This is a genomic window from Flavobacterium qiangtangense (assembly GCF_042658345.1).
Lineage (GTDB): Bacteria > Bacteroidota > Bacteroidia > Flavobacteriales > Flavobacteriaceae > Flavobacterium > Flavobacterium qiangtangense.
In genome coordinates this window covers 63,802-77,744 of record NZ_JBHSQB010000003.1, presented here as the reverse complement: position 1 = coordinate 77,744, position 13,943 = coordinate 63,802, and the positions used below count along the sequence as shown (strand labels likewise).

Sequence of the window (13,943 nt, the reverse complement as noted above, 5' to 3'; positions counted from 1 at the left end):
ATGAGAATACTTAAATACATCTTGCTTCTGGCTATTTTGGCTATAATCGGACTGACAGTTTATGTGGCGACACAGCCAAGTGAGTTTGAAGTGGAACGAAGCAGAGTCATCAAAGCGCAAAAATCAGTGATTTTTAGTTATGTAAATGATTACAGAAACTGGGAAGATTTTGGTTCTTGGAAAGACGATGATTCAAGTATGAAATTTACGTATTCTGATACAACGATTGGAACTGGTGCGTCTTATTCTTGGACCGGAAGCGCTGGCGAAGGAAAAACAACCACGATTTTTGAAAAGGAAAACGATAGCATTGCTCAAAAAGTACTTTTTTCTGGAAATGAAGGAACGGCGTATTTGACTTTCAAAGACACCGTTGGAGGCACAAAAGTAACTTGGCATTCTAAAGGAAAAATTGGTTTTATGGACAAGGTTTATGCGACTTTCAAAGGTGGAGCCGAGAAAATGATTGGTCAGACGTATGAAAAAACGTTGGCAAAATTAGACAAAGTGATTTCGTATGAAATTAATACTTACACTATTAAGGTAGATGGCGTGGTGGAAAAACCAGGTACTATTTATTTTCAACATAAAGTGACGTGCAAGATTTCTGAAGTTCAGAAAAATGTGAATTTGGTTTTACAAAGTATGGTTTTATTCTTCAAAGAAAACGGAATCACAATGACCGGAAGTCCGTTTGTTTTGTATGATTCGTATGATATTGCGAATGACAAAGCGAGTTTTTCTGTATGTCTTCCGATGCGCGAGGAAATTTATACTGCTGATGGAAGCGATTACACAAGCGGAAAAATTGAAACTTTTCAAGCTTTAAAAACCACTTTAAAAGGTGATTATTCGCATTCACAGGAAGCTTGGGCAGACGCAAGAACGTATGCTAGAAAAAATAATCTGGCTGAAAATACTTCTGGAAAACGCATGGAAGTGTATTCAGTTTCGGCTAATCAAGTAAAAAATCCATCGAAATGGGTGACTGAACTTTATTTACCGGTGGGCAATTCGCCGATAGTTGTGAGTGAAATTGGCGGTGTGGAAGGTTCTACGGATGTCGTTTCTCCTGCTTCGGCTGTTGTAAAACCTGCGGGAACTGTTGCTGTGAAACCTACTTCGGTACCTCCAGCGAAGCCTGTAAGTTCAACGACGGCGAAACCTACTACTTCTACAACAGCAAAGCCGACAACTTCTGCTACGCCAAAACCTGCAAATACGACAGCGAAACCAGTTGCTAAGCCTGTGGAATAAAGTTTAAAAAAATCTCGGATGTCACGTCTATTGTCATTCCGAGGAACGAGGAATTTCATCAAAACAGTCAAGGTTTACGAAGATTCCTCGTTCCTCGGAATGACAAGTTTGCGTGACAAGTTTTAGGTGACAAATATATTTTTATAAATTGTCGTCTTCTGTCCTTTTTAAAATTACCACAGATTAAAGGATTAGAAAGGATTTTTCATGAAATCTGTGTAAATCATTTTAATCTGTGGCAGAAATTTAGCCACGAATTTCACTAATTTTCACGAAATATCGAGTCGTTTAAAAACATACCTAACCCGTTTTTGAAACCTGTTAGGAAATCAAATTTGTTTTAGACACTATTTGTTTTGCGCAATATTGGTTCGTCCCGATGGTTCGGGTGATAACAAAAATGCGAAAATCTCTCTCAAATAGCCCCGATGGTGCCTTTGTTTGAGCTCTTTCACGGCTGATTAAGACGGGAAAAGCGAGTGGCTCCAGCGGGAATTGCCTTTCCTGAAAATGCCTGACGATTCGCTTCTGAAAAAAAATGTACTGCTCGTTTAAACCTTTTGGGTTATCTTTAGTCTTATTAAAAACGAATTTCTTTGCAGGACGAACAGGCTTTCATAAAGGATTTATTGGACCCGAAAACGCAGAATGTTGCGTTTCAAACGCTGTTGTCTTCGTATCAAAAGCCGATTTATAATCACGTGAGAAATATTGTTTTGAACCACGATGATGCGGACGATGTGTTGCAGAATACATTTGTGAAGGTGTTTAAGAATCTGAAAAATTTTAAGGGTGAAAGCAAATTATTTTCGTGGGTGTATCGAATTGCGACGAATGAAGCGATTACTTTTTTAAATGCAAAGGCAAAGCGAAATGGAATGACGAGCGCAGATTTTCAACAGAAACAAGTGGAAAATTTGCAAGCTGATTCGTATTTTGAAGGTGATGAAATTCAGTTGAAACTTCAAAAAGCGATTGCGTTGTTGCCAGAAAAACAGCAGTTGGTTTTTAAGATGCGTTATTTTGAGGAACTGAAATATGAGGAATTATCTGAGATTTTGGACACGTCGGTGGGCGCTTTAAAGGCGTCGTATCATCATGCGGTGAAAAAAATTGAGGAATATATGCTTAAAAATTAAACCTTTTTAGGTTTTTAAAGTCTAACGATTATGAATTCATTTAATTTAGAAAATCAGCCAAAGATTAATTCGGGGTTTAAAACGCCGGAGCATTATTTTGAGAATTTCTCGGAACAATTACTTTCAAAAATTCAGGAAGAAAAACCGGTGATTTCAATTTTTCAGCGCCACAGAAATTGGTTTTTAGCGGCGGCGGCAGTTTTGATTTTGGGAATTATGATTCCGTTTTTGAACAAGCCGACAGATTCGCAAAGTATTGATGATGCAACGATGGAAAATTATTTGGCGCAGTCAAATATCAGCCAATATGAATTGGTAAATATGCTTGATGATGCTGATATTGACGCGCTGGAACGCGATTTGGCCATGGACGAATCGACATTGGAAAGTGCGATTGAATATAATGGAAATTTGGAAAACTACATAACAGAATAACTATGAAAACGTATTTTACATTACTTATTTTGATGATTTCTTTGGGAGTTTCGGCACAAGGAAAAGATGAAAAAAGAGAAAGAATCAAGGCTTTGAAAACGGCTTTTATTACGACAGAATTGGATTTATCTTCGGAAGAATCTGCTAAATTTTGGCCAATTTACAATGATTTTGATGATAAGCAATTTGAGATTAGACATCAAAGAATGCGTGCTTTAGGAAAAAAAATTGACGGAATTGATGCCATGTCAGACAAAGACGCTTTGGCGATTTTAAACCAAATGGAAGACCTTGATGAAGAGTTATTGCAGAACAAAAAGAAGTTGATTTCAAGCTTGAAACCTGTTATAAGTCCGAAGAAAATTATAAAATTGAAAAAAGCGGAAGATGAATTTCAGCGCAAGTTATTGAAACAGTTTAAAGATAAAGGTCCTAGAAAATAGGGCCTTATTTTTTGAATTTTATCTTGACGATTTTGCCTTTTCCGGCAGCGATTGCAGTAGAATTATCAACGAATCGAATGGTATGAAATTCTTTGTCTTTTGAAAATTGTTTCCAAGTTGTGCCGTTGTCTGACGAGTAATTTATGCCAGAGAATCCAACGGTTACCAATTGTTTTCCGCCAGAATTTGGAACAAATTGAACACATGAAGCGTAGCCAAAACCGCTATTTTCACTAATAAGCGTCCAGTTTTTACCGCCGTTGATCGTTAGCGCTTTGTTTCCCGAATTTTGGGAAGGCTTGTCGTAGTTCCCTCCTACTAAAAATCCGATGTTTTCATCATAGAAATCGGCAGAGAAAATTCCTGTCATCGGTTCGCCTTGCGTGATTGGAGAATCAAAAACTTCCCAAGTTTTTCCTTTATCTGAAGAATAAAAAACACGCGCTTTTTTTCCTCCGGAAACGATCCAGGTATCATTTTTATTGACAATTACATTTGTATTGCTTGCCGCAAATGCCGCTTCGCCTTCAATCAACTTTGGTAAATTTTCGCAGGATAGTTTTTTCCAAGTTTCACCGCCGTCTTTTGTAATTATTATAGAAAAACAGCCTTCCGTTGGATCACCAATCGCAATTCCTTCTTTGTCATTCCAAAATTTCATGGAATCATAGAATGTGTTTTTATCGTTTTCTGTGTAAACCAATTTATTTTCAGATCCGTCTTTTCTAATTTTATAGAGCAAAGCTGGACTTCCAACATTTAGTAAAAATATGTGGCTTGAATTATTTGCAATGCTTCTGAATTCAACTTTATTTGGTGTTTTTACAATCGAATCTCTAAACAATTCCTTAGTTGTCAAATCATAAGAACCAAAATTTCCTTTGTCTGACGAAAACCAAACTTTGTTATCATCTAAAAGAATTGCTCTAACATTAAAATCATCTTTTAAAATTGTATCTATTTCTATTTCAGCAAAATATTCGCTTTTTGGAAGTACAATTTTTTGGTTACAAGAACATAAATGTAATGTTGACAATATTAGAAATGTGGCTTTTTTCATTGGTAAGGTGATAATTAATTACAAATTAACAAAAGATAAGTTGATCTTTCAACCTTTTTAAGTTTAGCTCGGATAAAATTCATACCTAATCGACGAATTACATAATTCATTGCTTATATGATTAAAATTCATAACGACAACGTTGTCGTTATGATGATTTGATAAAAAAACAATTCATAATAAATTATTATTAATTCAATTAATGTATCGCCTTTTCTGAATAAAAAACTGATAATTAGGTGATGGAATTACAATTTTATAAAGACTACTATAAAACTTTACTTCTATTTATATTTATTCTAAATTAATTTTGTGCAAGTGTAAATTGCGAATTACTTTTGCACCGAAATTTAATTCAAACTTAACTCTTATTCAAAATGAATAAATCAATACTTACATTTCTTGCCAGTGTTTTCTGCGTAGCAATCTCATTTGCACAGAACGGAACACTGAATGGTAAAATTGTCTCTTCAGATAATTTGCCACTTGAGGCAGTTACGGTTACTGTAAACGGAACAAAATTTGGAACTCAAACTGATTCTCAAGGAAATTTTGAAATTAAAAACCTGAAATCAGGAAATTACACATTAAAGACTTCATTTGTAGGCTTTAAAACTAGAGAAATTACTTTTTCAATAACTGAAAATCAAACCACTACTTTAGAAGATGTTGCTTTAAGTTCAAAAGCTGAAACACTTGACGAAGTAGTTTTGAACGGAACAAAAACAAATCCTTACGCTAGAAAGGAAAGTGCGGTTGTTTCAAAAATGCCTTTGAAAGACATTGAAAACCCACAAGTTTACAACACAATTTCAAGTGAATTATTAAAAGAGCAAGTAGTTACAAACTTTGATGATGCTTTAAAAAATGCGCCTGGAATCGACAAACTTTGGGAATCAACGGGTCGTGGTTCTGATGGCGCTGGTTACTTTTCATTAAGAGGTTTTGCAGTTCAACCAACGATGGTTAACGGACTTCCAAGTTTAACTAATGGTAGCCCAGATCCTGCAAACATCGAAAGAATTGAAGTTATAAAAGGTCCGTCTGGAACTTTATTTGGCAGTAGCTTAATTTCTTATGGTGGTTTAATCAATGTTACTACAAAAAGACCATACAATAGTTTTGGAGGAAGCGTTTCTTATGTTGGCGGTACTTATGGTTTAAATAGAGTTGCAGTTGATGTGAACACGCCACTAAGCACTGAAAAAAACGTAGCAATGCGTGTCAATGCCGCATATCACTCTGAAAATAGTTTTCAAGATGCTGGTTTTAGAAAATCATTATTTATCGCTCCATCACTTTCTTATGAAGTGAATGACAAGCTATCATTCTTGATTAACACAGAGTTTTACAACGGAAAAAGCACTAATCAAACCATGCTTTTTCTTGACCGAGGAGCACCTTTAAGAGTTCATAATCTTGGCGAGCTTGGATATGATAATAAACGTTCATACACTTCAAATGATTTATTTATCGAAACTCCTTCGTTCAATCTTCAAGGTCAGATGAATTATAAAATCAATGACCAATGGACTTCTCAAACAGTAATTTCAAGAACTTCTTCAAAATCTGAAGGATATTATTCTTACCTATACGAAGGAACACAATATACACCAGTAACAGATGGAATTGTTTTAGCAAGATATACAAGCAATCAAAATTCAGAGTCTATCGGAACAGATATTCAACAAAATTTTATTGGTGACTTTAAAATTGGAAGTTTAAGAAACAGATTGATAGTAGGTTTTGACTATTATAATATGAATGTTGTCAATAATGGTTCTTCTTATGTTCAAGATGGTTATGTTTACATCGGAAACAATTTACAGCAATTTAACGAAAGCGTTTTAGGAATCACTGATCCAACACTTTATACTGACGATAGCGGAACACTTTCTCAAGCTGGAGTCGATGGTTTATTGGCAGGTTCTCCAAGAAGTGCCTCAAAAACTAAACAAGAAATCTATAGTGCTTATGCTTCAAATGTATTGAACATTACGCCTGCACTTTCGGTAATGACAAGTTTGAGAGTTGACCGTTTTATTAACAACGGCGACCTTTCAACAACTGCTGATGATTATAATCAAACGGCTTTGTCTCCAAAATTTGGAGTTGTTTTTCAACCAATTTTAGATAAAGTTTCGGTTTTTGCAAATTTCATGAATGGATTTAGCAATGTTGCACCAATCACAACGCCTGGAAACAACATTTTTACATTTGATCCAGAACAAGCAAATCAACTTGAAGTTGGAACTAAATTAAATCTATTAAATGATAAATTAACTGCAGGTTTAAGCTTTTATACCGTAAAAGTTAGCAACACTGTTTTACAAGTTTCTCCAGAAGAATATATCCAAGATGGTGAGCAAACAAACAAAGGTTTTGAAGCAAACATTACCGCAAGTCCAATCGCTGGTTTAAATATCATCGCTGGTTACAGCTATAATGATAGCAAACTTGAAAAAGCTGCCGAAGGAAATGAATTTGCAAACAGAAGACCTGAAAGTGCTGGACCTCAAAACTTGGCTAATCTTTGGGCGACTTACAAAATTTTAGACGGAAAACTTCAAGGTTTCGGTTTAGGATTTGGAGGAAATTATGGTAGTGAAAACAAAATTTTCAACAGAAATGGCGCAGGCGCATTCACATTACCAGATTACACCGTGATCAACGGATCTTTATTTTATTCTTCAAATGATTTCTTGATTACCTTAAAATTAGACAACATCACAAATAAAGAATATTACAAAGGTTGGTCAACAATCAGTCCGCAAAGACCTCGTATCTTCTCAATTGGAGCAACTTACAACTTTTAATAAAACCAATCAAACACCTTTTCATTAACTTGAAAAGGTGTTTATTTTAAAATAAAATACATGAAAAAATTATCTTTATTATTTTTATTACTTTGTTTCAGTACAACTTCTTTCGCACACTATTTGTGGATTGAAACGAACGCTTCAGGAAAGTTAAACCAAAAACAAGAGGTCAAAATTTTCTACGGAGAATATACTTATGGCGTTCAAGATAAAGTTGGTGAAGACGCTTTCAACAAAGTAAAAAAATTCACAGTTTGGGCTGTTGCGCCAAACGGAGAAAAAACTAAATTAAATGTTGAAGCTGGAGATTTATTTTACAAAACTTCATTTACGCCAAAAATTGCCGGAACTTACACGATCGTTTTGAACAACAACGAAATTGACGTAGTGGATTACACGCAATATGATTTCGGGATTTTTAAAACACATTATCACGCGATTGCAAAAGTGGAAGTTGGAAACAAGTCAAATGAAACGGCATCATTAAATCCGGAAGGACTTACCATTGTTGATGTTTCTAAAAAATTGCACGCTGAAAACGGAGAAGTTTCTTTGAAAATTTTATACAAAGGAGAAATTGTAAAAGACAAAGAAGTTGATTTATTTGTAAAAGATCTTTGGATAAAAAAAGCAAAAACTGACGCAAACGGAATTATAAAATTCAACTTGCCGTTCAAAACAAAATATATTATTGAAGTAACTGACAAAGAACAAGTTCCGGGTAAATATAACGGATTAGATTACCAATTTATTTTCCACAGCGCGACTTACACAATTGCTCTATAATACGAATACTTTTCTATGAGTAAAAAGAAAAAAGGTTTCAAACATTGGATAGGAAAATTACACCTGTGGCTCGGAATGGCTTCAGGTTTAATTGTTTTGATCCTTTCTGTGACCGGATGTATTTATGTTTTCAGTGTCGAAATTACTGAAGCACTTCGTGACGATGTCATGTATGTTTCTGAAGTAAAAACAGAACCAATTGCTGTTTCGAAACTTTGGGATGACACGCAGAAAAAAATCGGCGATCAATTTAAAATCTCTAGTGTAAAGGTTTCAAAAGATCCACAAAAGACTTATATTTTTGGTTGTTACAAAGGAAATGAAGACGGAATCACTTATTTCGGAAGCATTGATTATTATAAATCAATCTATGTAAATCCTTATTCTGGAGAGATTTTGAAGATTTATGATGAAGAAATGGATTTTTTCAACATCGTAAAATTCATCCACTGGAGCTTACTAATTTCTGGAGATATTGGCCAGCAGATTGTGGGTTGGTCAACATTTATTTTCGTAATAATGCTGATTACCGGAATCATTCTTTGGTGGCCAAAAAATAAAGCCGCCAGAAAACAGCGATTCAAATTTCAATGGAAAAAAACCACGCAATGGAAACGAAAAAACTATGATATTCATAATATTTTCGGATTTTATATTGCAACAATTGCAATCATAATTGCCTTTACCGGAATGGTTTGGGCATTTACTTGGTTTCAAGGATTGGTTTATGTTGTAGGTTCTGGAACAATGACTCCGCCAGAAATTGTTGAGAAAAAAGCAGACAAAAATCTTCCAAAACTTTTAAATGCGATGGAAACTGCTTTAGAAAAAACAAAAATTGAATATCCTGATGCAGATGCTTTCAGTCTTGCAAAACCTGCCGATTCGTTGGCGAATGTAAATATTTATGTGCAACAAAACCAAAACACGTATTATGTTTCACACGAAATGCGTTTTGCGCAATCGGGAGAAATTTTGTTGAACAGAAGTCACTCTGAAAAAAACTTTGGAGAAAAATTGATTACGGCAAATTATGACATTCACGTAGGCGCGATTCTTGGAATTCCCGGAAAAATCATCGCCTTTATAGCAAGTTTCATCTGCGGAATGCTTCCTGTTACCGGATTTTTAATTTGGTATGGTAGAACTTTTAAAAAGTCAAAAGCAAAAAAATAATAGATTTTTTTAATCTATTTTACAAGCCCGTTTATTTTTTATAAGCGGGCTTTTTTTAATTTTATAATTTGTACAAAACGGACATTTTATTTGTAATTTTATCAAATGGAAATGATTAGTATTTTAGATATTACCCAATTTGAATTAGACAAAAGCCAAAAAGACTTTTTTGTAAATCAGCTTCCTGCACATATTTTTGAAAACCAAAGCAAGATCACAAAACCGCACAAACACAATTCTTATCTGGCGATTTTATTCACAAAAGGTTCTGGGCGACACGAGATTGATTTTAATTCGTATGTCATAAAACCCGGAAGCCTTTTCTTTTTAGCTCCAGGACAAACACATCATTGGGAACTTTCAGAAGATATTGACGGTTATATTTTTTCGCATACTGCTGATTTCTATGACTTGCATTATTCACACAATCGAATTCATCAGTTTCCGTTTTTTTACTCGATTCAAAATACGCCACTTCTTACTTTGGATGGAAATCAAAAAGTAATTATTGAAAATTTATTTGCCAGATTATTTGATGAATATTTAAACAAAAAAGCATTTCAGCATCAATTGATTTTGAGTTACATTGATGTGATTTATATAGAATCTTCCCGATTGTATTTAGAAGATAATTCGCAAAAAATAATCAAAGCCAATTCTTATTCAGAGAAGTTTCAGCAATTTGAGTCGCTTTTGGAGAAAAATTACATAAAAGAAAAATCTCCGTCGCAATATGCTGAATGGATGAATATTAGTCCGAAACATTTGAATAGAATTACAAAAAGTGTGATTGGCAAAACTGCTTCCGAAGTAATTACGGATCGAATTATCTTGGAAGCAAAAAGACGCGTTTTGCATACTAAAAATAATTTCTCTGAAGTAGCTTTTTCCTTAGGTTATGATGATTACGCTTATTTCTCTAAATTATTTAAAAAAGCGTCAGCCCTTACTCCTACTGACTTTCTAAAGAATTACAAATAACTTTAAAAACTTTGGCACAGATATTGGTTAATCACAACCAAAGACGTCAATCAAATAAATACAAAACCAATTATCTCATAGAAATCATGAAAACGAAATTTACAATATTTGCTCTCTTTGCAACGCTGTTTGCAACTCAAATACAAGCACAAGATATGACCACTGTTCGCGCAAACAATAGCGATATTAGTGACAATTTAGACTTAAAAGCGGTGGCTTCCATCTTTGGTGAATCAGAAGATTTGGCTGACTTTGAAAGACGTTTGAACGATCCAAAAATTCAGATTTCAAATCTTGACTTAAATGGCGACAACCAAGTCGATTATTTGAGAGTTATTGAAACTGTGGAAAATAATACCCACTTAATCATCATTCAATCTGTTCTTGAAAAAGATGTTTACCAAGATGTTGCGACTGTGGAAGTCGAGAGAGATTCAAACAATAACGTTCAGGTTCAAGTGGTTGGAGACGTTTATATGTATGGTTCAAATTATATTTATGAGCCGGTTTATGTTCACACGCCGGTGATTTATAATGTTTTTTGGATGAATTCTTACAGACCTTATTATTCTCCTTATTATTATAGCTATTATCCAAGTTATTATTCTCCGTGGAATCCATACCCAATTTACAGATACAGAAGAAATGTTCACGTACATATTAATGTAAACAACCATTATAACTACGTAAATACCAGAAGAAGTTCTCGCGCAGAATCAATGTACAGATCAAATCGTGCTGACGGTTATGCAAGACAAAACCCAAATCGTTCTTTTGCACAAAGAAATAATAATGTTACAAACAGACACGAATTGGTTGAAACTAGAAATCAAAATGCTGGAACAAGAGCAACAACTAAAGCAAACTCTACGAGAGCAAATTCTAGCACAAGAAATACAGGTGTAACTCCAACGAGAAGTACGTCAAATACAAGAGCGACGGAAACTAGAAATACAACTTCAACAAGAAGTCAAGCGCCAAGTAGAACAAATAACGGTTCTGTAAGATCAACCACAAATTCTTCTAACAGAACACAAACTGCAACGCCAACAAGAGATACGCAAACCAGAACAGAAAGTGCTCCTGTGAGAAGACAAGCGCCAGTTCAAACACAGACGAGAACGCAAAGTGCGCCAACAAGAACGCAAGCTCCGGCGCAATCACAGCCAAGAGCTCAAGCTCCGCAAGCGCCAGCAAGAACGCAATCTGCTCCACAACAGTCTCAAAGATCAGGCGGTGGAGAAACTAGAGGAAATTCTGGAGGAAGAAGATAATTTCAAAATTAAATACTTAAAAGGACGCTCAATCGGCGTCCTTTTTTTGTAAGCATTTATCAGTCAAAAGCTTGAGTAAAAAAAATTCTACATTTTCTTTTCTTTAAGCTATGCCAAAGTATTTTAGAGAACTGCGAAAAATGTAATACCTTTGCACCTCAATTACAAAAAATGAGATTACACAGAAATTTAGTTTACACAACCATTGATTCATTGAATGCGATTTTCAATGATAAGGAATATGCAGATAAGGTTGTGGCAAGAGCTTTGAAAAAAGACAAACGTTGGGGAAGCGCAGACAGAAAGTTTGTGGCCGAAACAATTTATGATATCGTTCGTTGGAAGCGATTATATATGGAAATTGCCGAAGTTAAAGAACCGTTAACCAGAGATAATATCTGGAGAGTTTTTGCGGTTTGGGCCGTTTTAAGAGGTTACCCAATTCCGGATTGGAGACAATTAGAAGGAACTCCGGAACGCAAAATTAAAGGTCGTTTTGATGAACTTTCAAAAATCAGAAAATACAGAGAATCTATTCCAGATTGGATGGATGAAGTGGGAATTCAAGAACTTGGAGAAGAACTTTGGTCAAAAGAAATTGCAGCGCAAAACCAACCTGCAAAAGTTATTTTGAGAGTCAATACCTTAAAAACTACTAAGGAAAAACTACGTGCCATTTTAATGGATTTGAATATTGAAACTGATTTCTTGAAAGATCAGCCCGATGCTTTGGTTTTAAAAGAAAGAGCCAATGTTTTCTTGACAGACGCATTTAAAGAAGGTTTTTTTGAAGTTCAAGATGCAAGTTCACAATTAGTTGCCGCTTTCTTAGACGTAAAACCAGGAATGAGAGTCGTTGACACTTGCGCTGGCGCGGGCGGAAAAACATTACACATGGCTTCTTTGATGGAAAACAAAGGACAATTGATTGCAATGGATTTATACGAAAGTAAATTGAAGCAATTAAAATTAAGAGCCAAAAGAAATGGAGCTTTTAATATAGAATATAGAATTATTGACACTACAAAAGTGATCAAGAAACTACACGAAAAAGCAGACAGAGTATTGATTGACGCGCCTTGTAGCGGTTTGGGAGTTTTAAAACGAAACCCAGATGCCAAGTGGAAATTGCAACCAGAATTTATCGATAATATCAGAAAAGTACAGGCTGAAGTTTTAGAAAATTATTCTAAAATTGTAAAGCCAGGCGGAAAAATGGTTTATGCAACTTGCTCTATCTTACCTTCTGAAAATCAGGAACAAGTAAAAAAATTCCTATCTACCGATATTGGTAAAAGTTTTACCTTTGTCAAAGAAACGAAAATCTTAGCATCTGAATCAGGATTCGACGGATTTTACATGGCTTTATTAGAAAGAAAAGAATAAAAATTTAGAAAATGAAAAAACTTTACACGCTTGCTATTTTATTTACTGCAACAATTGGATTTTCCCAAAACGTTGCAAATAGTACAGAAAGTACGCAAGAAATTCAGGCAATTCCTGCCGGATATTACAATGCTGCAACAGGAACTGGTTATGCTTTGAAAACGCAGTTGCATAATATTATCAAAAATCACACAGACAACGGTTACGGCGGTTTGTGGGGAATTTACACGCAAACTGCATTTAGAGATAATTACTATGAAAACGATGGATCATTATTAGATATTTATTCTGAAAAGCCTTCAGGACCAGATAACTACCAATACACATCGACTTCTCAACAATGCGGAAATTATTCCGGTGAAGGACAATGCTACAATAGAGAACATTTGATTGCTCAATCTTATTTTAACGAGGCAAGTCCAATGAAAAATGATCCATTTCACGTTGTTGCGACAGATGGATCTGTAAATGGAGCAAGAGGAAATTTTCCTTTTGGAGTAGTTGGGACAGCAAATTACACATCATCAAATGGCTCGAAAAGAGGCTCTAATTTGGTAAACTCTTTTTCAAATTTCTCAGGAACAGTATTTGAACCAATCGACGAGTTTAAAGGAGATGTTGCCAGAACATTTTTCTATTTCGCAACTTGTTATCAAGATAAAATGGCTGGGTTTTATACTGCTTCAAACGTAGCTTCAACACAAGTTAAAGCAATGTTTGACGGAAGTGCTGACAAAGTTTTTTCGGATGGTTTCATCTTACTTATGATAAAATGGCACAAACAAGATCCTGTTTCGGCAAAAGAAATTGCACAAAATGATGCGATTTACACTTACCAAGGAAACAGAAATCCATTTATCGATAATCCAGGATATGTTTGCCAAATTTGGTCAGCACAATGTGCAACTGTCGATTCATTGCTTTCGACTCCATCATTTGATTTTGCGTCGGTTGCGGTTTACCCAAATCCATCGAACAATCACAGAATTAATATCGACACAGAAGTTGTCTTGGATGAAATTGAATTAATAAATATCAACGGTCAATTAATGCAACAAATTAAGAATCCAAGTTCAACTGGAAATACTTATAGCTTAGAAAATTTACCATCCGGATTTTATTTCTTGAAATTGACTTCTGACAATCAATCGACAACGAGAAAAGTTATTATTAACTAATTTCGATAA

The 13,943-nt window shown here is 34.9% G+C and carries 12 protein-coding genes; 11 read left to right on the top strand and 1 reads right to left on the bottom strand.

Features of this window, described 5'->3' with window-relative positions:
• The 4 genes from ACFPVY_RS00370 to ACFPVY_RS00355 all read left to right on the top strand — a co-directional run bounded on the left by ACFPVY_RS00370 (position 1) and on the right by ACFPVY_RS00355 (position 3,274).
• Positions 1–1,257, top strand: a complete 1,257-nt coding sequence (locus ACFPVY_RS00370; protein WP_379789691.1) for an SRPBCC family protein — start codon at positions 1–3, stop codon at positions 1,255–1,257.
• A gap of 596 nt (positions 1,258–1,853) precedes the next feature.
• Positions 1,854–2,396: an RNA polymerase sigma factor gene (locus tag ACFPVY_RS00365; protein WP_379789690.1), complete on the top strand. Its 543-nt coding sequence runs from the start codon at positions 1,854–1,856 to the stop codon at positions 2,394–2,396.
• Positions 2,397–2,426: 30 nt separating this feature from the next.
• Positions 2,427–2,831, top strand: coding sequence for a hypothetical protein (locus tag ACFPVY_RS00360; protein ID WP_379789689.1), 405 nt, complete (start codon positions 2,427–2,429; stop codon positions 2,829–2,831).
• A 2-nt stretch (positions 2,832–2,833) separates the two neighbouring features.
• Positions 2,834–3,274, top strand: a complete 441-nt coding sequence (locus ACFPVY_RS00355) for a sensor of ECF-type sigma factor (protein ID WP_379789688.1) — start codon at positions 2,834–2,836, stop codon at positions 3,272–3,274.
• A 4-nt stretch (positions 3,275–3,278) separates the two neighbouring features.
• Here ACFPVY_RS00355 and ACFPVY_RS00350 read toward each other — a convergent pair whose 3' ends face one another.
• Positions 3,279–4,334 (bottom strand): WD40/YVTN/BNR-like repeat-containing protein, encoded by a 1,056-nt coding sequence (locus tag ACFPVY_RS00350; RefSeq protein ID WP_379789687.1) that lies wholly within the window; start codon positions 4,332–4,334, stop codon positions 3,279–3,281.
• Positions 4,335–4,711: 377 nt separating this feature from the next.
• On the opposite strand from ACFPVY_RS00350, the gene ACFPVY_RS00345 reads away from it, so the two are divergent.
• The 7 genes from ACFPVY_RS00345 (at position 4,712) to ACFPVY_RS00315 (ending at position 13,934) form a co-directional block, all read left to right on the top strand.
• Entirely contained in the window at positions 4,712–7,150 is a 2,439-nt protein-coding gene (locus tag ACFPVY_RS00345; RefSeq protein ID WP_379789686.1) for a TonB-dependent siderophore receptor, read from the top strand.
• A gap of 60 nt (positions 7,151–7,210) precedes the next feature.
• Entirely contained in the window at positions 7,211–7,939 is a 729-nt protein-coding gene (locus ACFPVY_RS00340) for a DUF4198 domain-containing protein (RefSeq protein WP_379789684.1), read from the top strand.
• Positions 7,940–7,954: 15 nt separating this feature from the next.
• The gene (locus tag ACFPVY_RS00335; RefSeq protein WP_379789683.1) at positions 7,955–9,115 is read left to right on the top strand and encodes a PepSY-associated TM helix domain-containing protein; all 1,161 of its coding nucleotides are present in this window, start codon (positions 7,955–7,957) and stop codon (positions 9,113–9,115) included.
• 111 nt (positions 9,116–9,226) lie between these two features.
• Positions 9,227–10,096: a helix-turn-helix domain-containing protein gene (locus tag ACFPVY_RS00330; protein WP_379789682.1), complete on the top strand. Its 870-nt coding sequence runs from the start codon at positions 9,227–9,229 to the stop codon at positions 10,094–10,096.
• An 86-nt stretch (positions 10,097–10,182) separates the two neighbouring features.
• Positions 10,183–11,370, top strand: coding sequence for a hypothetical protein (locus tag ACFPVY_RS00325; protein ID WP_379789681.1), 1,188 nt, complete (start codon positions 10,183–10,185; stop codon positions 11,368–11,370).
• Between the two features lie 171 nt (positions 11,371–11,541).
• Positions 11,542–12,756: an RsmB/NOP family class I SAM-dependent RNA methyltransferase gene (locus tag ACFPVY_RS00320; RefSeq protein ID WP_379789680.1), complete on the top strand. Its 1,215-nt coding sequence runs from the start codon at positions 11,542–11,544 to the stop codon at positions 12,754–12,756.
• 11 nt (positions 12,757–12,767) lie between these two features.
• A complete protein-coding gene (locus ACFPVY_RS00315) occupies positions 12,768–13,934 on the top strand; it encodes an endonuclease (RefSeq protein ID WP_379789679.1) in 1,167 nt (388 codons plus the stop codon).
• Positions 13,935–13,943: the final 9 nt, after the last annotated feature.

What these genes read in the sequence shown, in the direction of transcription:
- ACFPVY_RS00370 (WP_379789691.1), top strand. Translation starts at nt 1, where the DNA reads ATGAGAATACTTAAATACATCTTGCTTCTGGCTATTTTGGCTATAATC.
- ACFPVY_RS00345 (WP_379789686.1), top strand. Translation starts at nt 4,712, where the DNA reads ATGAATAAATCAATACTTACATTTCTTGCCAGTGTTTTCTGCGTAGCA.
- ACFPVY_RS00320 (WP_379789680.1), top strand. Translation starts at nt 11,542, where the DNA reads ATGAGATTACACAGAAATTTAGTTTACACAACCATTGATTCATTGAAT.
- ACFPVY_RS00360 (WP_379789689.1), top strand. Translation starts at nt 2,427, where the DNA reads ATGAATTCATTTAATTTAGAAAATCAGCCAAAGATTAATTCGGGGTTT.
- ACFPVY_RS00330 (WP_379789682.1), top strand. Translation starts at nt 9,227, where the DNA reads ATGATTAGTATTTTAGATATTACCCAATTTGAATTAGACAAAAGCCAA.
- ACFPVY_RS00335 (WP_379789683.1), top strand. Translation starts at nt 7,955, where the DNA reads ATGAGTAAAAAGAAAAAAGGTTTCAAACATTGGATAGGAAAATTACAC.
- ACFPVY_RS00315 (WP_379789679.1), top strand. Translation starts at nt 12,768, where the DNA reads ATGAAAAAACTTTACACGCTTGCTATTTTATTTACTGCAACAATTGGA.
- ACFPVY_RS00340 (WP_379789684.1), top strand. Translation starts at nt 7,211, where the DNA reads ATGAAAAAATTATCTTTATTATTTTTATTACTTTGTTTCAGTACAACT.
- ACFPVY_RS00325 (WP_379789681.1), top strand. Translation starts at nt 10,183, where the DNA reads ATGAAAACGAAATTTACAATATTTGCTCTCTTTGCAACGCTGTTTGCA.
- ACFPVY_RS00350 (WP_379789687.1), bottom strand. Translation starts at nt 4,334, where the DNA reads ATGAAAAAAGCCACATTTCTAATATTGTCAACATTACATTTATGTTCT.
- ACFPVY_RS00355 (WP_379789688.1), top strand. Translation starts at nt 2,834, where the DNA reads ATGAAAACGTATTTTACATTACTTATTTTGATGATTTCTTTGGGAGTT.